Below are 21347 nucleotides of genomic sequence, written 5' to 3' on the forward strand. Positions count from 1 at the left end.
GCGGCGACACCCGCGGACCGCGACACTCCCCCGGACTCCGCACGCGCGATCACGGCGTACGCGCTGAGCGAAACACGCCGGTCGGCGGGCATTCCCCCAGGCGACTCGTGGTTGTATTGAGCACGATTACCCGCCATACCCGAGGAGGCAACGAGATGAACGCTACGACTGAGCGAGAGACCGTCGAGTACCGCCTCACCGCGTCGGACCGTTGCGACTCGTGCGGTGCACAGGCGTACATCGCGGCGGAGGTCAACGGATCCGAGCTGCTGTTCTGCGCGCACCACGGACGCAAGTACGAGGAGAAGCTGCGCGCGGTCGCCACGACCTGGCATGACGAGACCGCTCGACTGATCGAGGCCTGAACCGTTCGGCGCCCCTCGCGGGCGCCGAACATCACGCGGCGCCCCGGCGGAACGGATCAGTCCGTGATGATCCGACGCACGGCCGGCGTCAGCCGGGTGATGATCTCTTCGCCCACCGTGTCGATGTGCTCCGCGAGGGCCGTAGCATCCTGTTCTCCGTCGTCGCCGGGTCCGAAGACCACCACGCGCTGACCGACCTCGGCACCACCCCATGGCTCGAGGTGCATGCTTCCGCCATCGATGCGCAGGGTTCGCCGCGGCCCACCCGGGGTCCCCGCGAATGTGCCCCGCAACGTCGACGGCAGTCCGTGGAAGGCACCGGCACCCACGATGACGGCATCCGGCGTCACCGCGTCGACCGACGCCACCAACCGCGCGATGGGTGAGATCCCGTCGAGAACGGGTCCGTCGGCGGAGCGGACGCCGTAGCAGAACGCGCCGATGCGGCTCAGCGATCCGCGCAGCTCGGGGCGCCACCACGACGCGGCCGACGCCGTCAGATGCAGCACCTCGGGTCGACCGCCCGCCTCGGTGAGGTGGCGCACCGCGTCGTCGAACACGCGCTGCGCTGCGTCGTCCTCGGCGTCGCTCGCCTCTGCCAGGTGGCTCCACACGCCCACGACGCGCAGGGCGCCGTCGTGTTCCGCCTCGCGGGCGGTGGCGACGGCCTGCGGCCATTCATCCGGCCGGAAACCATTGCGGTGCAGACCCGTGTCGATCTTGAGGTGCACGTCGGCGCGGATGCCGGTGCGCCGCGCCGCCGCGATGACGTCGCGCAGGTACGCGGCCGACCCGATTCCCAGCTGGATGCCCGCCACGATGGCGGCTTCGATCTCAGCGGGCACGGATGTCGCCCAGGCGTAGACGTGGCGATCGGTGAGCGCCCTGATCCGCAGCGCGGTGTCGATGTCGTATCCGCCGAACCATGTCACGCCCGCCGACGCCGCCTCGGGTACCGACCAGTCCAGGCCGTGTCCGTAGGCGTCGTCCTTCATGACGAGCATCAGCTCGGTGGGCTGCAGTCGCGCGCGCACCGCCGCGATGTTGCGCCGGAACCGGTCGCGTGAGATCTCGAGGACGGGATTGCTCATGCGCTCCACTCCCTGGGTGCGTGTCGGCCGATCACGACGGCGATCTCCAACGCTGTGAGCCCCGTCACCGCAGCCCAGTGCGACAGGGCATCCCGCATCCGGCCGTCTCCGCCGAAGAAGGTGACGGGCGTGCCGTCGGGCACATCCCCGCCTTCGAGGTCGACGACGCACACGTCCATGGCGATCCGCCCGACGACCGGGTGCACATCCGCTCCGATCTGCACCGAGACACGATTGCCGAGCGCCCGTAGCACACCCTGCGCATAGCCGCCCGTGACGAGCGCCACGCGGGTGTCACGGTCCGCCCGATGCGTGTAGCCGTATGACACAGCCTCTCCCGCGTGCAGCGGTTTGGTCGAGAGCACGTGCCCTTCCAGCCGCATCACCGGCGACGACGTCGCAACCGTTGAGCCCTCAGGGATGCCGAACAGCTCGTGCGGGCCGATGTCCGCTGAGCCCTCTGCGCTCGCCGAGATGCCGTACCCCGCCAGCATGGCGATGTCGTCGTCGTCCACCAGCACACTCGCGGCACCGGCACTCATCACGATGCGGGCGGCCTCGACGACGCCGTGCCCGTATGCGTCATGGCGCAAGTCGATGACGGCGTCGCGCACGGATTCGCCGGCGTTGCGCATCAGGGCGCGGCGATCGAGAATCACGCGCGGAGCACTGCTACTGGCCATGTCGTCCTCCGGTGGCGCGTCAGAGCTGGATGGTCTTGAAGCCCTTGTCGTGGATGAAGCGGTCGATGGCGGCACGCGCCTCGTGCGCGTACTCGTCGAGCGGACCCGACTGCGGCTCCGTCAGTGCCAACCCCCGACGCTCCGCCGCGGCGGTCACGAGCACATCGGCCAGACCGGGGTTGAGCGGCAACACCGGCCCCTGCACGTTTCCGGCGAACGCGTTGCGGTGACGGACGATCTCGCCGCGCCCCTCGCCGGACGCGAAGCTGCCACGACCCGCGGTGACGGTTCCGTACGCGAGCGAGGGGTCGCTCAGGGTCCACTCCGAGGCGTGATCCTCGAATCCGACCACGCGCACTCCCGGGGTCTGCACGGTGATGTACCCGACGCGACGGTCGCGGGTACGTGCGACACGGTAGGGCAGGATGCCCAGCCCGTCGAGCGTGCCACCGTCGGTGAGGTCGATCCCCGAGCCGAGCAACTCGGCCGAACCGCCGACAGCGAAGAGCACTCCCTCCGCTGCCACGTAGTCGCGCAGCGCATCGACGCGCGACACGAAGTCGGCGTGCACGCCGCGCAGTGCGGAGAGCGGACCATTGCCGATCACGATGACATCGACGTCGGCCGGCAGGCTCTCGCCCGGGCCGACGAGCACCGTGACCGGGTTCAGCCCGCGGGCTGCGGCGCTGCGCTCGATGGCGCGCACGTTGCCCCGGTCGCCCGTGATACCGAGCTCTGCGGGATAGAGCTGTGCGATCGTGAACTGCGTCATCGGCGCGCCACCTCCTGATCGCCGTGGCCGAGAAGGCGACGACCGATCATCATGAGTTCGTAGTTGACGAACCACATCTGCTTGCCGGCCTCGGTCTCGGGGAAGGAGCGCATGATCTCGACCGCCTTCTCCATGTCGGGCTCAACCGTGCCGATCTCGACGCCGGCGTAGGCCAGCGCGAGAGCCAACTGGTACGCCTTGTCACCAGTGACGACATCCACGCGAGGCAGAGCGGCGAAGTCGACGTCATAGAGCCACGAGACGTCGGGGGTTCCCTCGTCGATCGCGATCAGGGCGCGCTCGGGGGTGCCCTCAAGCGCGTCGAGGTTCATCTGAATGCTCGGGCCGTTCTTGAACATCACGAACTCGACCTGCTCGCCGTTCGGGTCGCGCCGCAGCGGGATGACCTCTCCGCGCCCGTAGGCCGGGGCCATGGTGGCAAAGCCGGCCGCCGCGCGGTCACCGTCGAAGCGATCGCCCAGAACCCCGGATGCCACGGCGAGAGCCGCGGCAGCATCCGCCGCATAGTGCAGGCCCCGTGCCGGAAGCGTGACGCGGGCATCCGCATCGCCCACACGCACGACGATGTCGCGGCCCGACACCTCGCGCACCTCCGAGAACGCATCGCGTTCGAGGGTGCCCGACGTGCCGCTGCGCGTGTCGACGGCGTTGGCGAGGCCGTGCGCCGATGCGGCGACGATCTCGGGCGCAACGCCGAAGAACGTGACCGGCGCGCGCATGGCGTCGACGTCGATCTTCGACAGATACGGGTCGTCACGGTTGACGATCACGTGCGCCGAAGCACGCGTGGAGGCATCGAGCATCATGTCGGCGACGCGCTCGGTCTCGTAGAAGCGGTACAGCTGATCGACCTGCACATTCAGCGACAGGATCACCGACGGCGAGAGGCGGTCGGCCAGGTCGGCCGCGAAGCCCTCATCGATCTCGAGCACCGCGACATCGGCCTTGATCCGGCCGGTGAGCGTGGCATCCGCGAGCAGCGCACTCGTCACACCCTGCGGCAGGTTCGCCCCGGTGGGGTTGGTGAACACGGTCAGACCGTGCGCACGCAACACCTCGCTGATCATGTGCGTGGTGGTCGTCTTGCCATTGGAACCGAGTACGAAGACGACGCCGTACGCGAACTGATCCGCCAGCGTGGGCAGAAGCGTCGGCGCCAGCCGGTTCGTGAGGTAACCGGGGAACGCGGAGCCGCCCCCGCGCAACCGAGTCGCGAAGCGCGCGAGCTTGCCGGCGAGCACGGGAAAGACGTACCGCAGACCCGCTGAGCGCGCCTGGGGAGCCGCCGAGCTCATTCGAGGTAGTCCCGCAGCGACTGCGAGCGGCTCGGGTGCCGCAGCTTGGCCATCGTCTTCGACTCGATCTGGCGGATGCGCTCACGCGTCACGCCGAAGGTGTCGCCGATCTGGTCGAGCGTCTTGGGCTGACCGTCACCGAGCCCGAAGCGCATGCGGATGACACCGGCCTCGCGCTCCGACAGCGAGTCGAGCAGCTGCTCGAGCTGGCGCTGCAGCATGGTGAAGCCCACGGCGTCGGCCGGGACGACGGCCTCGGTGTCTTCGATCAGGTCACCGAACTCGCTGTCGCCGTCCTCACCGAGCGGGGTGTGCAGCGAGATCGGCTCCCGACCGTACTTCTGCACCTCCACGACCTTCTCGGGGGTCATGTCGAGCTCGCGGGAGAGCTCTTCGGGCGTGGGCTCACGGCCCAGATCCTGCAGCATCTGACGCTGCACGCGGGCCAGCTTGTTGATGACCTCGACCATGTGCACGGGGATGCGGATCGTGCGGGCCTGGTCGGCCATCGCGCGCGTGATCGCCTGGCGGATCCACCACGTGGCGTAGGTCGAGAACTTAAAGCCCTTGGTGTAGTCGAACTTCTCGACGGCGCGGATGAGACCCAGGTTTCCCTCCTGGATCAGGTCGAGGAACTGCATGCCTCGACCGGTGTACCGCTTGGCGAGGGAGACGACCAGACGCAGGTTGGCGCCGAGCAGGTGACTCTTGGCGCGCTGACCGTCGCGGGCGACCCACTGCAGGTCAAGGCCCAGCTGACTGGTCTTCTCCTTCGCCGACATCGTCGACAGCTTCTCTTCGGCGAACAGACCGGCCTCGATCCGCATCGCCAGCTCGACCTCTTCGGCCGCGTTCAGCAGCGCGACCTTTCCGATCTGCTTCAGGTAGTCCTTGACCGGGTCGGCGGTCGCACCTGTGATCTGCGTCGAGTAGACGGGTGCGTCGTCCTCATCCTTGGACGAGATCACGATCGCGCCGGTGGGCAGCGGCTCGGTGAAGGCGGGCTTCTTGTCGCCCTCCTCCTCTTCGGGCTCGTCGACCTCGGCGGCCTCGTCGTCGACCTCGGGCTCGTCGGCCTTCTTGGCGCGCTTTGCGGGCGCCTTCTTCGCCGGGGCCTTCTTTGCGGGAGCGCGCTTCGTTGCGGGCTTGGGCGCCTCGGCGGATTCGCTGGCGGCCCCGTCGACCTCGGGGGTCTCCGCCTCAGCGGCGACGGTCTTCTTCGTGGTCGTCCGGGTCTTCTTGCTCGTGGCAGCAGTCACGTTTCGCCTTTCACGGAGCGGTGCACACGCTCCGAGCCATTTCGGACACTAGTAAGACCCTTGTCAAGCCGATTCATAAGAACGGCCATTGACAACGGGTCGGCTATCCATTATCACACACACCAACGGCTGGCGCGCGCCGGTGACGACATCCGACTCATCGTTTGTCGTCATCGCCGGGTCGACGATCGGCGAGATAACGCTCCAACTCGGCCGCCAGCTCGTCGGCGCTGGGCAGGTCGCGCTCGTTGAACGATTCCTCAGCCTCATCCTCACGCCCCGCCATGTACGCGTCATAGCGCCCCTCGAGAGTGTGCACCATCTGCGTCAACTCCTCGCTGCCCTCGACCTGCTCCCCCACTCGCGCGAGGAACTCTTCGCGCTGCTGCTGCACGTCGTCCATGCGCAGCACCAGTCCGGCACCGATCATCACCTTGTCGGCCGCGGCCAGCACGGTGTCGGGGTACTCGGTATCGGCCAGGTAATGCGGCACGAGCAACACGAAGCCGGCAACCAGGTGCTCGTGCTCGATCAGACGGTACTCCAACAGGTGCCCGGCCGTTCCCGGCACCTGTGTACGCGGACGCCAGACAGAATGCGCGGCGATCAGGTCGTGACGGTTGCCGCTCACGGTCGCTCCCAGCGGTCGCGTGTGCGGCACGGGCATCGCGATCGAGTGCACCCAGCTCACCGTGGACACCTGGAAGGCGTCGACGAAGTCGATGACCGCCTCGGTGAAGGCGTTCCACGCGAAATCGGGCTCGTACCCCGAGAGCAGCAGGAACGGCTGTCCGAGCGCATCGTGCGCGAGCGAGAGTTCGAGCTTCGCCGGACGGTACTCGGTCAGGTGGTCCTGATCGAACACGATCACGGGGCGTCGGGCGCGGTAGTCGAGCAGCACATCGTTGTCGAAGCGGATCACGGGACGAGGGTCGGCCGTCGCATCCAGGTGCTCGATCAGCCCGGACACAGCGCTACCGGCATCGGTGAATCCGGTGAGCAGGATGACCAGCGGAAGGCCCGTCGGCACATCGGGTGCACCGGCGATCGACTCGTACAGATCAGCGGAAGAGGGCATGCCTCAATGCTACGAGGCGGGACGCCGAGGGTGTCGGCGATGCGGATGCTGACAGCGAACACGCATCACGCCTCGACCACCGGGCCACGGGCATCCCTAGGATGGAGGCATGACGCTTCCCGTGATCTCGCACACGTCCGATCCGTTCCCCGGAAGCGCTGCAGACGCCGCAGTGCTCGTCATCTCCGATCCGGCAGCCACCACCGATACGCTGACCGGCTACGAGGGACTCGTGGAGACGCTTTCCGCCATTGGTTACAAGGGCACCGCATCCGCCTACACGCGCGTGCATCTGCCCGCCGTCACGACGCTTCCGCTCGCGGTCGTCAGCGCCGGAAAGGCCCCTGACGCCGCATCCGTGCGCGACGCCGTCGCGACCGCGGTGCGCAACCTGACCGGTTTCGCGACGGTCTCGATCGGGCTCGCCTCCGACATCGAGCCATTCGCGGATGCTGCCGCCGAGGGCGCCCTGCTGGGCGGCTACCGCTTCGACGACTACCGCTCCGAGAAGAAGCCGGCCCGCGCCGAGACCCTCGTGCTGCACGCCGCGCAGCTCTCGGATGGCGCTCTGGACCGGGCCCGCGCCGCGGCGGAGTCGGTCGCGCTCGTCAAGGATCTGGTCAACACGCCCGCCGAGTGGCAGAGCCCCGCGCAGCTGGCGCAGTCCGCGATCGACGCGGTCGCCGACCTGCCGGTCGACGTGCAGGTGCTCGATGAGGAGCAGCTCGCCGAGGGCGGCTACGGCGGAATCCTCGGAGTCGGCCGCGGCTCGGACCGCCCGCCGCGCCTGGTGCGCCTGGACTACTCCCCCGCAGGCGCCGAGCGCCACATCGCGCTGGTCGGCAAGGGAATCACGTTCGACACCGGTGGTCTCTCGCTCAAGCCGGCAGCAGCCATGGTCGGCATGAAGTTCGACATGGCCGGCGCCGCGAGCGTCCTCGCGGCCATCCGTGCGATCGCGGCGCTGAAGCTGCCGGTGCGAGTGACCGCGTGGATGTGCATCGCCGACAACATGCCCTCGGGCCGCGCGACGCGCCCCGGCGACGTGCTGCGGATGCTGGACGGCCAGACCGTCGAGGTGATGAACACCGACGCCGAAGGCCGCCTGGTGCTTGCTGACGGTCTTGTCGCCGCAAGCCGTGAGAACCCCGATGTCATCATCGACGTCGCCACCCTCACGGGGGCGATCATCGTCGCCCTGGGCATGCGCCACACCGGCGTGATGGGCGCCGACGACACGGTCGCCGAATACCTCGCCGCATCGGATGCCGTCGGTGAGCCGGCCTGGGCGCTGCCCCTGCCGGAGTTCATGGAGGAGTCGCTCGACTCGCAGATCGCCGACATGGTCAACGCGAACATGAATGACCGCTCTGGTGGCTCGATGTTCGCAGGCCTGTTCCTGCAGCGCTTCATCGGACGCGTTTCCGACGCCGAGGACGCCCCGCGCATCCCGTGGGTGCACCTCGACATCGCCGGCTCGGGCGAGCACAAGGGCTCGGCCTACGGCTTCACTGAGAAGGGGCCGACCGGTGCCGCGGTACGCGCACTGATCGCCTTCGCCGAGGCATCCGCCAAGGAGTCCTGATGACTGTCCACGAGTACGACCTCGTCATCCTCGGCGGCGGCAGCGGCGGATACGCCGCGGCCCTGCGCGCAAGCGAGTTGGGGAAGAAGGTGGCGCTGATCGAGAAGGACAAGGTCGGCGGCACCTGCCTGCACCGCGGTTGCATCCCCACCAAGGCTCTACTGCACTCGGCCGAGGTCGCCGATCATGTGCGCTCCGCCGCGAAGGTCGGTGTGACGGCCACGTTCGAGTCGATCGATGCGGCCGGTGTGCGCGCCTACCGCGAGGGCATCGTGGCCAAGAAGTTCAAAGGTCTCGAAGGACTCATCAAGGCACGCGGCATCACCGTCGTCCCGGGTGAGGGACGCCTCGATGCCGACCGTTCGGTGCTGGTCGGCGACGACCGCTACGTCGGCACCGACGTCGTGCTCGCCACCGGCTCGTACAGCCGCACACTGCCGGGCCTCGAGATCGGCGGGCGCATCATCGCCAGCGAGCAGGCGCTGACTCTCGACGAGGTGCCCGCCAGCGTGGTGATCCTCGGCGGCGGCGTCATCGGTGTCGAGTTCGCGAGCGTCTGGCGCTCGTTCGGCGCCGAAGTGACCATCATCGAGGCCCTGCCGCACCTGGTGCCCAACGAGGACATCGCCCTGAGCAAGGGGCTGGAGCGCGCCTTCCGCCGCCGCGGCATCAAGTACTCGCTGGGCACGCGATTCGAGCGCGCTGAGCAGACCGACGATCAGGTGACAGTGACGCTGGAGGACGGCAAGACGTTCACGGCCGACTACCTGCTGGTCGCCGTCGGGCGCGGCCCGGCCACGGCCGGGCTCGGCTTCGAAGAGGCTGGCATCTCGCTCGACCGCGGGTTCGTGACGGTAGACGACCAGCTGCGCACTGGCGTGCCGGGTGTCTGGGCCGTTGGAGACATCGTCCCCGACCTTCAGCTCGCGCATCGGGGTTTCCTGCAGGGCATCGCCGTCGCTGAGCGCATCGCCGGCATGCAGGTGCCCGCGCTGCCCGAGTCGCAGATCCCCCGCGTGACCTACTGCAGCCCCGAGGTGGCGTCGGTGGGGATCACCGAGGAGGCCGCGATCGCGCAGTACGGTGCGGATGATGTCGTCGCGTACGACTACAACCTCGCCGGCAACGGCAAGAGCGAGATCATCGGCACCGGCGGCACCGTCAAGGTCGTCCGACAGAAGGACGGCCCCGTCCTGGGCGTGCACCTGCTCGGCGACCGCGTCGGCGAGCTGATCACCGAGGGCCAGTTGGCCGTCGCGTGGGAGGCGCACCCCGAAGACATCGCACCTCTCATCCATGCGCACCCGACTCAGAGCGAAGCGCTCGGTGAGGCATTCCTGGCTCTGGCCGGGAAGCCGCTGCACGCGCTCTGAACCACACATCCCGACGTTGAGGTCACTAAGCTTGACCGCGTCACAGATTTTTCCGAAGGAGACTCCGTCATGAGCACACCCGTGGTCCTTCCCGCACTCGGGGAGAGCGTCACCGAGGGTACGGTCACTCGATGGCTGAAGCAGGTGGGCGACACCGTGCAGGCGGATGAGGGCCTGCTCGAGATCTCGACCGACAAGGTCGACACCGAGATTCCCTCTCCGGTCAGCGGCGTGATCGAGCAGATCCTGGTCGCCGAGGACGACACCGTCGAGGTGGGTGCGGTCCTCGCACACATCGGTGACGGTAGCGGCGCCGGTCAGGCCGACGCGGCCCCCGAGGCTGCAGCGCCCGCCGAGGAGGCCCCGGCCGCAGAAGCACCGGCCCCTGAGGCACCGGCTCCGGCTGCTGAGGCTCCGGCTGCACCGGCACCGGCCGCGGCTTCGTCCGACGCCGTGGATGTCGTGCTTCCCGAACTGGGCGAGAGCGTCACCGAGGGCACCGTCACCCGCTGGCTGAAGCAGGTCGGCGACGACGTCGCCGTCGATGAGGCGCTGCTGGAGATCTCGACCGACAAGGTCGACACCGAGATCCCGTCGCCCGTCGCCGGCACGCTGCAGGAGATCCTCGCGGCCGAAGACGAGACCATCGAGGTCGGCGCCGTACTGGCCCGCATCGGTTCGGGTGCCGCGCCCGCAGCACCGGCCGAAGCTCCGGCTCCGGCCGCGGCTCCGGCACCTGCCCCGGCTGCCGCTCCGGCACCTGCAGCACCTGCCCCGGCCCCCGCGGCAGCTCCGGCCCCCGCGGCAGCTCCGGCGCCCGCAACGCCTGCTCCGGCGGCCCCCGCGGCTCCGGCCGCGGACTCGGGTTCGGACTCGCTGTACGTGACCCCGCTCGTGCGCCGCCTGGCGACGCAGCAGGGTATTGACCTGGCCACCGTCACGGGCACTGGCGTCGGCGGACGCATCCGCAAGGAAGACGTCCTCAAGGCCGCCGAGGCCAAGTCGCAGGCTCCGGCAGCATCCGCTGCACCGGCACCCGCACCGCTCGAGGTCTCGCCGCTGCGCGGCACGACCCAGCCGATGTCGCGCCTGCGCAAGGTCGTCGCCGAGCGTGCTGTCGCCTCGATGCAGCAGACCGCCCAGCTGACCACGTTCGTCGAGGTGGATGTCACCGCGCTGGCAGCGTTCCGCACGGCGAAGAAGGACGAGTTCCTGCAGAAGACCGGCGACAAGCTGTCGTTCCTGCCGTTCTTCACGCTCGCGGCGGCCGAGGCTCTGCAGGCCTTCCCGATCATCAACGCGACGGTGGACGGCGACAAGATCGTGTACCCCGAGACCGAGAACGTCTCGATCGCCGTCGACACCGAGCGTGGCCTGCTGACGCCGGTCGTCCGCGACGCCGGCACGAAGAACATCGCCGAGCTGGCCTCTGAGATCGCCGATCTCGCCGCCCGCACCCGCGACAACAAGCTCAAGCCCGACGAGCTTGCCGGTGGCACCTTCACCGTGACGAACACCGGCTCCCGCGGTGCGCTGTTCGACACCCCGCTGGTGTTCCTGCCGCAGTCGGCGATCCTGGGCACCGGTGTCGTGTTCAAGCGCCCCGGCGTCGTGACCGTCGACGGTGTCGACGCCATCGCGGTGCGCTCGTACGTGTACCTGGCGATCTCGTACGATCACCGCATCATCGATGGTGCCGACGCGGCCCGCTTCCTCGGCGCGATGAAGTCGCGTCTCGAGGCTGCGGACTTCAGCGCGAACCTGGGGGTCTGAGCCACCGCTCACCCCGCTTCCGATGGCTGGTCAGCGACGTCGTACACGTCGCGGACCAGCCATCGGTCGTTCTGACGAACGATGACGAGCATCTGCTCGCCGTGCTCCCCGCTCTCAGCCAGTCGCACGACGCCGATGTCGCCGTAGTCCTCGACGGGAACGATCGCGCGGTCCGGGTCGACCGGGCTCAGCCGTTGCAGTACCAGTTCGGCGGCGCCGCCGACGATCGCACGTTCGCACACCGAATCGTTGTCGGCTGCGCACCCGGCGACGTCGCTGATCAGGCGGGCCGCGACCTGCTCAAGACTCTCGTCCCCGCCGGGCGCCGTGTCAGATTCTCCTCCACCCGCCTTGACGGGTTCGTCCCCGACAGCGCCCTCATCGGCGCTCTGCTGCTCGTCCTGAGCGGGAGCCTCATCGTCAACGCTCCCCTCCGCGGTGCCTTCCGGTTCCGGTGTCTGCTCGCCGCGCGCCCCGAAGTCCTTGTCCGACCCGCCATCCGCAGGCGTCTGCGCGACACTCGGGCCCCCTTCCATGGCTGCGGTGTCATCGCCGCCCGTCGGCCACAAGAGGCCACCGAGCAGCACCACAGCTCCGGCCGCGGCGCCGATCAGTAGCATCCGACGCCGCCCGCCACTCTGCTGCCGGGGCGATGGCGGGCGCAATCGTGTGCGCGTGGCGCGCAGCTGCTCGAGCAGTTGCTCCCATCGCTGTTGCACGAACGTGCCGGCCGTGCGCTGTGCGAGCACGTGACCGGCGTCCTCAGGAAGATGCGCACGGTGCACGGGGATCTCACTCGCGCGCTCGGGCGGATGCACCTCGAGCTGCAGCGGACGCGGGGCCGCCAGCTCGACAAGCTCACCCTCCCAGCGATCAAGGTTGCGCGCGACGATACGGGGGTCCTCGATCCCGGAGAGGATCTCGGTCAGGGTCCGCTCTACGGCGCGGTCGGTGCACGCGTCGCGCACGCGTGCGATGATCTCGCCGCTCGCTGCGGCGCAGTGCGCACCTTCGCCGGGGCTGAACACGGGGCGGGCGTCCTGCGTGAGCCACCAACGTCCGACGAGCGGCTCGCCAAGACGCTCGGCTTCGACGACGCCGCGCAACAGACTCCCGACCAGCGTGACGGTCTCACCCGGCGTCAAACCGCGCTCGGCGACCGTTCGGCGGGCGAGCAACGCGTCGACCGTCTCGATACACCAGGGCAGCAGCGCATCGTGTCCATCTCGACGGCGGACGACGTCGACGACGCCGGCGAGGTGCTGTGCGCCCGCAGAAAGCCAGACGGCATCGGGAACCAGATCAGCAGCCACCTGGACCCGCAGCGCATCACCGTCGGCGACCAGAGCGCCGGCGACGGCGGCGTCCGGGGTGTCGAGCCGCCGCACCCAGCGGTGCGTGCCCGGAACCAGTGCGGCCGTGTCATCCGTGCTGTGCATGCGCTCCATCAGAGCGCAATCCGCCTCCCTCCGGATGCTGCTTACCGCAGGCTGTGCACAACTCGGTTCGATCGATGACCTGTGCAGGGACACTGTCCGCACGAACACTCGGTAGGCTGGTAGGCATGGCAAAGCGTGCTCCCGCGACCGAGAAGCGTCCGGGTTTCTTCTCCCAGATCCGCTCACTGTTCCGATTCACCCGGGAAGTGTACGGCTGGTTGCCGTGGGCGCAGATCGCCATCCTCATCGCCGGTGTGCTCGTCGGTCTCATCCTCGGCTTCCTCATCGGCGGCGGAACAGTCCTCTCGCTCGTGCTGTGGGGCATCACCGGCCTGATGCTCGGCATCCTGGGCGCCATGATCCTGATGACCAAGCTGTCAACCACGGCCATGTACGAGAAGATCGATGGCATGCCCGGTGCCACCGGCCACGTCATCAGCACGAGCCTCGGGCGGCGCTGGCAGGCATCCGACACTCCCGTCGGGATCAACCCGAAGACGCAGGAAGCCGTCTACCGCGTGATCGGCCGCGGCGGCATCGTCATCATCGGTGAGGGCACTCGTGGTCGCCTCACCCGTCTGATCAACGATGAGCGACAGAAGTCGCAGCGCGTCGCCCACGGTGTGCCGATCACCGTTCTGTACGTTGGCCACGGCGATGCCGAGGACGAGGTGGCGATCGCCGACCTCGCCAAGCGGATCAAGAAGATCCCCAAGTCGATCGATAAGGCCACGATGGCCACGGTGATCCGTCGTATCGAGTCCGTGTCGCAGTCGCTGACCTCGCTGCCGATCCCGAAGGGCATCGACCCCACCCGCGTGCGCGCCCAGCGTCCGCGCTGAGCATTCAGCAACCCACTTCACGACGACGGCCCCGCGCGATGTGCGCGGGGCCGTCGTGGTTCACTCGCCGAGCGGTTCCTTCGGAAGACGCCGCACCCGGGGGCGCCGCCGCTTCTTGGCTGGGATCATCGAGCGCATCTCTTCCAGCTTGCCGAAGCACAGCAGACGGTCCTCCGCTTCGAGCACCTGGTGCTCACGTGGGTTCGGGATCACGCTGACGCCGCGGTGCAGCGTCAGCACCGTGATGTCACGGTCCCACAGACGCAGCTCACCCAGCTCCTTGCCGACCTGCTCGGCACCGGAGTGGATCAGCAGTTCTGCGACGCCGTAGCCGGTCGACACGCTCAGGCGCTGGCGGACATCGATATCGGGGAAGGCGACCTGATTCGCGATGTAGTCGATGATCGCGCCGGCGACGTCGAGGTTGGTCGCCGCCTCGATGCCCTGCAGGCCAGGTGAGGAATTGACCTCCATGACCAGGGGGCCGTCGTCGCTTTCGAGCATGTCAACACCGGCTACGCGCAGACCCATGATCTGCGCAGAGCGCACAGCCGTCTGCTCATACGCGGGATCGAGCGTGACGGGCTCGACACGACCGCCACGATGGACGTTCGAGCGGAACTCGTCGCCGTCCGCAACCCGACGCATGGCCGCCACGACCCGGTCGCCGACGACCAGGGCGCGGATATCGCGCCCTCGGCTCTCGGCGATGAACTTCTGGATCAGCACGTTCTGCTTGGTGGAGTGCAGCGTCTCGATGATCGCCTCAGCCACCTTGACCTGAGGCGCCAGGATCACGCCGATGCCCTGCGTGCCCTCGAGCAGCTTGATCACGACTGGCGCGCCGCCAACGCGCTCGATCGCGGGTCGCACGTCGGCCCGGTTGCGCACGAACGCCGTCGGCGGCATGGCGATGTTGTGCCGGGAGAGGATCTGGTTCGCCCGCAGCTTGTCGCGCGCGCTGGAGATGCCGTTGGCGGTGTTCGGGGTGTACACGTCCATCTGCTCGAACTGGCGCACGACGGCGGTGCCGAAGTAGGTGATCGAGTTGCCGATACGCGGCAGGATCGCATCGTACTCACTGAGCTGCTTGCCACGGAAGAACAGATCGGGCGCGCCGCCGGTGAGATCGATCGCGAAGCGCAGGGTGTTCAGCACCTTGACGTTGTGACCGCGCTGCTGAGCGGCCGCCCGCAGGCGCTGTGTCGAGTACGAGTGCGGTGCGCGCGAGAGTACGGCGATCTTCACAGATGAATTCCTGCCAGGATGTAGGGGTGAAACGGTCTTCTCATTCAAACACGACGACCGGCTGGCGCGAGTGGGTTGCGCTGCCGGATCTCGGTGTCGAGTGGATCAAGGCGAAGATCGACACCGGTGCGCGCACCTCGTCTCTCCACGCGTTCGACGTGCACGAGTTCACGCGCGACGACGCCGCCTGGGTGCGCTTCAGCGTGCATCCCTGGCAGCAGAGCGATGCGGATGCCGTCGTGCACGAGTGCCCGGTGCACGATCGCCGCGCGGTACGCAGTTCGTCGGGTCACACCGAGAACCGCATCGTCGTCGTACTCCGGGTGCGGCTGGTCGGCATCGACGTCGACGCGGAGGTCACGCTGACCAACCGCGATGAGATGGGCTTCCGGATGCTGATCGGGCGCGAGGCGCTGCGCCGTGGCTTCGTCGTCGACCCGGCACGGTCGTTCGCCGGCGGACGCGCTCCGCGTGAGACGCGCCGGCGCAACCGGGGGCGCTCCTAGGCGGTCACGCCCGGATGAGCACCGTGCCGGCGAGCTTGTCGTGCAGGCCGCGCTGATCCGCGTCCCAGATCACCGCCGGGATCACGAGCACCAGCAGCACGGTGCGAACAATCGGGCGCCACAGCCCCACCCACGCACCGTCAAGACGCACGATGCGCATGCCGAGGATGCGGTGCCCGGGGCTTCCGCCCGCCGTGGGGATGAACAGCACCTGCAGCGCCGCGAAGACCATCATCGGAGCGAACTGGGTGAGCCCCGCTTCCGCCGGAAGCGCGAACTGGTCGTATCCGAAGAAGCCGACGGCGATGATCGTCGCGGCGAAGTAATCGATGGCCAGAGCACCGATGCGACGCCCCGGTCGGGCGATGCTGCCCGACCCCGTAGATGGCAGGCCGAGTCGTTCACCGGGGTACTCATTCACCCCTCCAGCCTACCGAGCGCTCGTAACATGCTCGAAACACGACAGACACGACCGGGAAACGCCGCCCGCATAATCTGCGTAAGGTTGCAAGGGACCAAACCCGATGAGGAGTCGCCAATGTTCACAGAACCCGCAGAGGTCATCCGCTATATCGAGGAGAACGACGTCAAGTTCCTCGACATCCGATTCACCGACCTTCCGGGAGTGCAGCAGCACTTCAACATCCCCGCCTCAACCGTCGACGAGGACTTCTTCCGTGACGGCCAGCTGTTCGATGGATCGTCGATCCGCGGATTCGCGAGCATCCACGAGTCGGACATGCAGCTGATCCCCGATGTCACCACCGCCTACCTCGACCCCTTCCGGGCCGAGAAGACGCTGATCATGGTGTTCGACATCTACAACCCGCGCACCGGTGACATCTACGCGAAGGACCCGCGTCAGGTCGCGAAGAAGGCCGAGCAGTACCTGGCATCCACCGGCATCGCCGACACCGCGTTCTTCGCCCCCGAAGCCGAGTTCTACATCTTCGACGAGGTGCGCTACGAGGTCAGCGCCGGTCGCAGCTTCTACTCGGTCGACTCGGACGAGGCCGCCTGGAACTCGGGCCGCAAGGAAGAGGGCGGCAACCTCGGCAACAAGACGCCGTTCAAGGGCGGGTACTTCCCCGTCTCCCCCGTCGACAAGCAGGCCGACATCCGCGACGACATGTGCCTGCGTCTCGGCGCGGCAGGTCTGATCCTGGAGCGCTCGCACCACGAGGTCGGCACGGCCGGCCAGGCCGAGATCAACTATCGCTTCGACACGATGGTGCGTGCCGCGGACGACGTGCTGAAGTTCAAGTACATCGTCAAGAACACGGCCGAGGAGTGGGGCAAGACGGTCACGTTCATGCCGAAGCCGCTGTTCGGCGACAACGGCTCGGGTATGCACACCCACCAGTCGCTGTGGCTCGACGGAAAGCCGCTGTTCTTCGACGAGGCCGGCTACGGGCAGCTCAGTGACATCGCACGCTGGTACATCGGCGGGCTGCTCAAGCACGCCGATGCTGTGCTTGCCTTCACCAACCCGACGCTGAACAGCTACCACCGTCTCGTGAAGCACTTCGAGGCGCCGGTGAACCTCGCGTACTCGGCGGGCAACCGCTCGGCAGCCGTGCGCATCCCGCTCACCGGGTCGAACCCGAAGGCCAAGCGCATCGAGTTCCGTGTTCCCGACGCGTCGAGCAACCCGTACCTGGCGTTCGCCGCGCAGATGATGGCGGGCCTGGACGGCATCAAGAACCGCATCGAGCCGATGGAGCCGATCGACAAGGACCTGTACGAGTTGCCGCCTGAGGAGGCTGCCAACATCCCGCAGGTGCCCAACTCGCTGCTCGACTCGCTCGAGGCCCTGCGCAACGATCACGACTTCCTGCTTGAGGGTGGCGTGTTCACCAAGGACCTCATCGAGACCTGGATCGACTACAAGTACAACAACGAGATCCTGCCGATGGCGCAGCGTCCGCACCCGTACGAGTTCGAGCTCTACTACGGAGTCTGACCTCACCCGCTGAGAAACCACTTCCCGTCCGAGAAACCACGCACCACGGTGTTTCTCAATCGGGAAGTGGTTTCTCGCGTTCAGAGGGCGCAGAAGGACTGCAGAGGGTCAGCAGCGCACGCGGAGGGCAGCGGACTGCACCCGCACGTGCAGACGCGACACCTCGCCGGCTTCCTCCCCGTCGATCTCGAACGCAACCGGGGCCGGCAACGTGACCTCGATGCTCTCGCCGGTGAGGTGCTGGGCGGAGTCGGTGCTGACGGTATCTTCGCCACCGCCCAGCAGACGTCGGATGCCGTTATCCCAGACGACGGTACGCAGGGTCTGCGCCCACTGGGCGACGTTATCGGCGCTCACCAGCAGGAGGTCCAGTCGGCCGTCATCGGGCTCCGCGTCCGGCAGCAGCGTGACGCCGCCCTGGATCGCGCCGCAGTTGCCGATGAGCAGCGTGTGCCCGATGAGCGTCTGCTCATCGCCACCGTCGATCGCGATGGTGAAGTCGACGGTCTGCGCGGCCGCGACCGCGCGCCCCATCGCCTCGACGTAGGCGAGCCAACCGGCCTTGTCTTTCAGTTCATCGTCGGTCTCTGAGAGCATGTGGGCGTCGAGCCCGAAGCCCACCATCACCAGGAAACCCGTGGCGGTCTCCTCTTCGTCGGTCGTGCTCCACCCCATGTCGATGCGACGCTCGCGTCCGGCGGCGACAACGTCGAGCGCCTTCGGCACGCTGCCCAGCGGCACCCCAAGATTGCGGGCGAGCAGGTTGCCGGTGCCCTGCGGCACGATCCCGAGAGCCGGTGCGTCGTCGCCCGCCTGGGCAAGTACTTCGGCGATCGTGCGCACCGTGCCGTCGCCACCGACGGCGATCACGACGTCGCACCCCGCATCGACGGCCTCGGATGCCATCGCACGACCGGGATCATCGGCGGTCGTCTCCCACCAGAGGATCTCGGTATCCGCTGGCGACGCGGCATCCACAGCAGCGCGAAGCTCGTCCTCATCGATCTTCGTCGGATTCCAGACGATGCCCCATCGCTGTGCCATCTGCTGCCCCCCTCGTGCGGTGTTCAGCCGTAGAACTGCTTCTCGAAGACCCGCCGCGCCCGGCGCGTGGCGCGCAGGTAGTCCTCGTCCAGCAGGGTCGCGGCGCGATCAGGATATCCCAGCAACCGCCCGACGCCGTCGAGCTCGCGGATCTCGGTCGGCAGCACGTCCCTGGTCTGTCCGGTGAGCAGGGTCATCGCCGAGCGGAGCCTACTGGCCAGCACCCACGCCTCACGCAGTCGCTCTGCATCCGATACCGGCAGCAGATCCGCCAGCACGGCGGCGTCCAGCGCCTGCATGGTCGACGTGGTGCGCAGATCCGGCACGCGGTGGCCGTGCTGCAACTGCAGCACCTGCACCATCCATTCGACGTCGCTGAGGGTCCCCGGGCCCAGCTTGAGATGCCGACGCGGGTCGGCCCCCTGCGGTAGCCGCTCCCCCTCCACCCGAGCCTTGATCCGTTTGATCTCACGGACGCCCTGTTCCGAGATGGCCTCGGGATAGCGGATGCTGTCGGCCAGCTCGGTGAACTTCGCGATCAGCTTGAGGCTGCCCGCGATGCCGCGGGCGCGCAGCAGTGCCTGCGCCTCCCACGACAGCGACCACCGCCGGTAGTACTGGGTGTACGCCTCGATGCTGCGGACGATCGGACCGTTGCGTCCCTCGGGTCGCAGGTCGGCGTCGAGATCGAGCGGGAGCCGGTGGTCGGTGAGGTGCTCGCGCAGCCCGGCGACGATCTTCGCGGCGTGCTGCTGCGCGCGTTGCGGGTCTATGCCGTTCGCGTCGTAGATGAACAGCACGTCAGCATCCGAGCCGAACCCCAGTTCCGCTCCCCCGAAACGGCCCATCGCGATGATCGAGAAGTCCATCGCGTCGTCTTCAGCGGGGACGACCTCGCGTCGTACGGCACGCAGCGCCGCCTGAATCGTCGCCTCGGTGATCTCGGTGAGTGCCCTGGCCATCTCGTCGACGCCGACTTGTTCCAGGACGGCGCCCATGGCGGTGCGCAGCAGCTCACGTCGGCGCAGCGCACGCACGGCGCGCAGGGCGTCCTTGGTCGTGGCGTGCCGGGTCTGGATCGCCCTGGCCTCATCGTCAAGAGCAGTGCCTCCCCGTGGGCGCATGGCGGCGGGTGCATCCAGCCAGGCCACCGATTCGGGGATCCACTCCATGAGCTCGCCCACGTAGCGCGAGCTGGACAGCACACGGGTGAGTCGCTGCGCGGCCCCCGACGAATCACGCAGCATGCGCAGGAACCAGTGGGTGTCGCCCAGTCTCTCGCTGATCCTGCGGAACGCGATCAGACCGTAGTCCGGATCGGTTCCCTCGGCGAACCAGCGCAGCATCACCGGCATCAGATGCTTCTGAATCGTGGCCTTGCGGCTGAGTCCGGAGGTCAACGCAGCGATGTGGCGCAACGCCCCGGCGGGGTCGCGGAATCCGATGGCCGCCAGGCGCTTTCCGGCCTGCTGCTCGGACAGCATCCGCTCTTCAGCCGGCAACGAGGCGACCGCCGCCAGCAAGGGGCGGTAGAACAACCGGGTGTGCTGGTCGCGCACCTCGCGGCGCAGGTCTTCCCACGCCCGGCGCAGCCCGGAGGCGCTGTCGGCGAGCCCGGTCGCTCGCGCCAGCCGTCGCATGCCCTCGTCGTCGTCCGGCAGAAGGTGCGTGCGCGTCAGATCTCGTAGCTGCAGGCGGTGCTCCAGCAGACGCAGCACCCGGTACTCATGACCGAACGACGCCGCTTCCGTGCGACCGATGTACCCGCCCTCGACCAGGGCATCCAGCGACTCCAGCGTGCCCCTGGTGCGCAGCGTCTCATCGGTCAACCCGTGTACGAGCTGCAGCAGCTGCACCGTGAACTCGATGTCGCGCAGACCGCCCGGGCCGAGCTTGAGCTGATACGGCAGCTGGTCGTGCGGGATGTTGTCGGTGACACGTTCGCGCATGCCCTGCACGCTCTCGACGAAGTCCTCGCGCTCGGCGCTCGACCACACCTTCGGCTGCACGGCAGCGATGTACTCGGCCCCCAGCTCGGTGTCGCCCGCGATCGCCCGTGCCTTCAGCAGCGCCTGGAACTCCCAGCTCTTGGCCCATCGGTCGTAGTACGCCAGGTGCGAGGCCAGCGAGCGCACCAGCGCCCCCTGCTTGCCCTCTGGACGCAGTGCTGCATCGACCTCCCACAGCGGCGGTTCGATGCCGTACGCCGAGAGCACGCGCATCGCTTCCTGCGCCAGCCGCGTGGCGATGTCGATCGCACGCCCTTCTGAGATGACCGAGTCGTCAGCGGTCCCGGCGACGAAGATCACATCCACGTCGCTGCAGTAGTTCAGTTCCAGCGCACCGGTCTTGCCCATGCCGATGACCGCCAGGCGTGTGGCAGCGATCTCCCCACGGTCGCCGGAACGACCGGCGTCGAGCACGAGGGTGCGTGCGACGGCGAGGGCGGCCTCGAGCGCCGCGCCGGCAGCATCCGCGAGGGCGGCCGAAACGTCCGCGATCACCGACAGCGGATCTTCGGATGCTGCATCGACCGCTGCGATCTCGGCGACGCAGCGTCGATATTCGACCCGCAGTGCCGTCGTTGGATCGACCGCCGCGGCGAAACCATCGCCGGCGTCGACAGCCGCCAGCATCCGCTCGCGCATCTCATCCGCGGTGGGCAACGCGCTGCGCCGCAGGGCTTTACCTTCGAGGTGCTCCGGATGGCGGGCGAAGAACTCTGCCAGAGCCCGTGAAACACCGAACAATCGCCAGGCCGCGGTCCGCGCCTCCGAGTCGGACAGCACTGCACGCACCCGATCCGGGTCACGGCGGGCGATCCCCACCAGACCGTGCACGGCGGCATCCGGATCGGCCGCGGACATTCCGTCGGCCAGCTCGGTGCGTTCCAGCCCCGTCAGCTCGGACAGCTCGGTGAGTTCCGCCGACGCCGCCGCGAGCTCGACAAAGCCCAGTCTCGCCAGGGCGGACAGCGAGACCGACGCATCAGGACGCGTCATGACCGCAC

General features: G+C 68.1%; 18 protein-coding genes. 7 read left to right on the forward strand and 11 right to left on the reverse strand.

From position 1 onward, the window contains the following. Positions 1-155: 155 nt before the first annotated feature. On the forward strand, positions 156-365 hold the full coding sequence (locus tag JF543_RS09670; RefSeq protein ID WP_179410740.1) for a DUF7455 domain-containing protein: 210 nt from the start codon (positions 156-158) through the stop codon (positions 363-365). 56 nt (positions 366-421) lie between these two features. Here JF543_RS09670 and JF543_RS09675 read toward each other — a convergent pair whose 3' ends face one another. From JF543_RS09675 to JF543_RS09700, 6 genes are all read right to left on the reverse strand, one after another. Next, positions 422-1456 (reverse strand): alanine racemase, encoded by a 1035-nt coding sequence (locus tag JF543_RS09675; RefSeq protein ID WP_206823891.1) that lies wholly within the window; start codon positions 1454-1456, stop codon positions 422-424. After that, entirely contained in the window at positions 1453-2139 is a 687-nt protein-coding gene (locus JF543_RS09680; protein WP_242519432.1) for an alanine racemase C-terminal domain-containing protein, read from the reverse strand. The genes JF543_RS09675 and JF543_RS09680 overlap by 4 nt, the downstream gene beginning before the upstream one ends. Positions 2140-2158: 19 nt before the next feature. Then, positions 2159-2911 (reverse strand): type 1 glutamine amidotransferase, encoded by a 753-nt coding sequence (locus JF543_RS09685; RefSeq protein WP_206823892.1) that lies wholly within the window; start codon positions 2909-2911, stop codon positions 2159-2161. Then, on the reverse strand, positions 2908-4227 hold the full coding sequence (locus tag JF543_RS09690; RefSeq protein ID WP_179410737.1) for a MurT ligase domain-containing protein: 1320 nt from the start codon (positions 4225-4227) through the stop codon (positions 2908-2910). Before JF543_RS09690 ends, JF543_RS09685 begins: the two co-directional genes overlap by 4 nt. Next, positions 4224-5486, reverse strand: a complete 1263-nt coding sequence (locus tag JF543_RS09695; RefSeq protein WP_179410736.1) for an RNA polymerase sigma factor — start codon at positions 5484-5486, stop codon at positions 4224-4226. Before JF543_RS09695 ends, JF543_RS09690 begins: the two co-directional genes overlap by 4 nt. A 157-nt stretch (positions 5487-5643) precedes the next feature. Next, the gene (locus JF543_RS09700; RefSeq protein WP_179410735.1) at positions 5644-6564 is read right to left on the reverse strand and encodes a proteasome assembly chaperone family protein; all 921 of its coding nucleotides are present in this window, start codon (positions 6562-6564) and stop codon (positions 5644-5646) included. A 109-nt stretch (positions 6565-6673) separates the two neighbouring features. Between JF543_RS09700 and JF543_RS09705 the strand changes: the two genes are divergently transcribed. From JF543_RS09705 to sucB, 3 genes are all read left to right on the forward strand, one after another. Continuing rightward, positions 6674-8149, forward strand: a complete 1476-nt coding sequence (locus JF543_RS09705; RefSeq protein ID WP_206823893.1) for a leucyl aminopeptidase — start codon at positions 6674-6676, stop codon at positions 8147-8149. Continuing rightward, the gene (lpdA, locus tag JF543_RS09710; protein WP_206823894.1) at positions 8149-9522 is read left to right on the forward strand and encodes a dihydrolipoyl dehydrogenase; all 1374 of its coding nucleotides are present in this window, start codon (positions 8149-8151) and stop codon (positions 9520-9522) included. The genes JF543_RS09705 and lpdA overlap by 1 nt, the downstream gene beginning before the upstream one ends. A 69-nt stretch (positions 9523-9591) precedes the next feature. Continuing rightward, the gene (gene sucB / locus JF543_RS09715) at positions 9592-11295 is read left to right on the forward strand and encodes a 2-oxoglutarate dehydrogenase, E2 component, dihydrolipoamide succinyltransferase (protein ID WP_206823895.1); all 1704 of its coding nucleotides are present in this window, start codon (positions 9592-9594) and stop codon (positions 11293-11295) included. 8 nt (positions 11296-11303) lie between these two features. Here the strand turns inward: sucB and JF543_RS09720 are convergent, their stop codons facing one another. Next, complete coding sequence (locus JF543_RS09720; protein WP_206823897.1) at positions 11304-12734, reverse strand: hypothetical protein; 1431 nt, start codon at positions 12732-12734, stop codon at positions 11304-11306. Positions 12735-12859: 125 nt separating this feature from the next. Between JF543_RS09720 and JF543_RS09725 the strand changes: the two genes are divergently transcribed. Further along, positions 12860-13576, forward strand: coding sequence for a DUF4191 family protein (locus JF543_RS09725; protein WP_179410730.1), 717 nt, complete (start codon positions 12860-12862; stop codon positions 13574-13576). Between the two features lie 60 nt (positions 13577-13636). Here JF543_RS09725 and JF543_RS09730 read toward each other — a convergent pair whose 3' ends face one another. Continuing rightward, positions 13637-14824 (reverse strand): RimK family alpha-L-glutamate ligase, encoded by a 1188-nt coding sequence (locus tag JF543_RS09730; protein WP_179410729.1) that lies wholly within the window; start codon positions 14822-14824, stop codon positions 13637-13639. Positions 14825-14850: 26 nt separating this feature from the next. Here JF543_RS09730 and JF543_RS09735 point away from each other — a divergent pair, with 26 nt between their 5' ends. Next, entirely contained in the window at positions 14851-15330 is a 480-nt protein-coding gene (locus tag JF543_RS09735) for an ATP-dependent zinc protease family protein (protein WP_224817890.1), read from the forward strand. Positions 15331-15334: 4 nt separating this feature from the next. On the opposite strand, the gene JF543_RS09740 is transcribed toward JF543_RS09735, so the two are convergent. After that, entirely contained in the window at positions 15335-15751 is a 417-nt protein-coding gene (locus JF543_RS09740; protein WP_179410727.1) for an RDD family protein, read from the reverse strand. Positions 15752-15868: 117 nt separating this feature from the next. Here JF543_RS09740 and glnA point away from each other — a divergent pair, with 117 nt between their 5' ends. After that, positions 15869-17293, forward strand: a complete 1425-nt coding sequence (gene glnA, locus JF543_RS09745) for a type I glutamate--ammonia ligase (protein WP_179410726.1) — start codon at positions 15869-15871, stop codon at positions 17291-17293. Positions 17294-17401: 108 nt separating this feature from the next. Here the strand turns inward: glnA and JF543_RS09750 are convergent, their stop codons facing one another. Both JF543_RS09750 and JF543_RS09755 read right to left on the reverse strand, forming a co-directional pair. Further along, positions 17402-18337: a diacylglycerol/lipid kinase family protein gene (locus tag JF543_RS09750; protein ID WP_206823898.1), complete on the reverse strand. Its 936-nt coding sequence runs from the start codon at positions 18335-18337 to the stop codon at positions 17402-17404. 23 nt (positions 18338-18360) lie between these two features. Continuing rightward, positions 18361-21339 carry a bifunctional [glutamine synthetase] adenylyltransferase/[glutamine synthetase]-adenylyl-L-tyrosine phosphorylase gene (locus JF543_RS09755; protein WP_206823899.1) on the reverse strand — a complete coding sequence of 993 codons (2979 nt, stop codon included), beginning with the start codon at positions 21337-21339 and terminating at the stop codon, positions 18361-18363. Positions 21340-21347: the final 8 nt, after the last annotated feature.

The sequence above is a fragment of the Microbacterium esteraromaticum genome, assembly GCF_017303215.1.
GTDB classification, from domain to species: Bacteria; Actinomycetota; Actinomycetes; order Actinomycetales; family Microbacteriaceae; genus Microbacterium; species Microbacterium esteraromaticum_C.

Excerpts from the sequence above, each read along its gene's own strand:
- sucB (WP_206823895.1), top strand. The coding sequence starts at position 9,592 with ATGAGCACACCCGTGGTCCTTCCCGCACTCGGGGAGAGCGTCACCGAG.
- JF543_RS09670 (WP_179410740.1), top strand. The coding sequence starts at position 156 with ATGAACGCTACGACTGAGCGAGAGACCGTCGAGTACCGCCTCACCGCG.
- JF543_RS09680 (WP_242519432.1), bottom strand. The coding sequence starts at position 2,139 with ATGGCCAGTAGCAGTGCTCCGCGCGTGATTCTCGATCGCCGCGCCCTG.
- glnA (WP_179410726.1), top strand. The coding sequence starts at position 15,869 with ATGTTCACAGAACCCGCAGAGGTCATCCGCTATATCGAGGAGAACGAC.
- JF543_RS09750 (WP_206823898.1), bottom strand. The coding sequence starts at position 18,337 with ATGGCACAGCGATGGGGCATCGTCTGGAATCCGACGAAGATCGATGAG.
- JF543_RS09675 (WP_206823891.1), bottom strand. The coding sequence starts at position 1,456 with ATGAGCAATCCCGTCCTCGAGATCTCACGCGACCGGTTCCGGCGCAAC.
- JF543_RS09705 (WP_206823893.1), top strand. The coding sequence starts at position 6,674 with ATGACGCTTCCCGTGATCTCGCACACGTCCGATCCGTTCCCCGGAAGC.
- JF543_RS09725 (WP_179410730.1), top strand. The coding sequence starts at position 12,860 with ATGGCAAAGCGTGCTCCCGCGACCGAGAAGCGTCCGGGTTTCTTCTCC.
- JF543_RS09690 (WP_179410737.1), bottom strand. The coding sequence starts at position 4,227 with ATGAGCTCGGCGGCTCCCCAGGCGCGCTCAGCGGGTCTGCGGTACGTC.
- JF543_RS09685 (WP_206823892.1), bottom strand. The coding sequence starts at position 2,911 with ATGACGCAGTTCACGATCGCACAGCTCTATCCCGCAGAGCTCGGTATC.
- JF543_RS09700 (WP_179410735.1), bottom strand. The coding sequence starts at position 6,564 with ATGCCCTCTTCCGCTGATCTGTACGAGTCGATCGCCGGTGCACCCGAT.
- JF543_RS09720 (WP_206823897.1), bottom strand. The coding sequence starts at position 12,734 with ATGCACAGCACGGATGACACGGCCGCACTGGTTCCGGGCACGCACCGC.
- lpdA (WP_206823894.1), top strand. The coding sequence starts at position 8,149 with ATGACTGTCCACGAGTACGACCTCGTCATCCTCGGCGGCGGCAGCGGC.
- JF543_RS09755 (WP_206823899.1), bottom strand. The coding sequence starts at position 21,339 with ATGACGCGTCCTGATGCGTCGGTCTCGCTGTCCGCCCTGGCGAGACTG.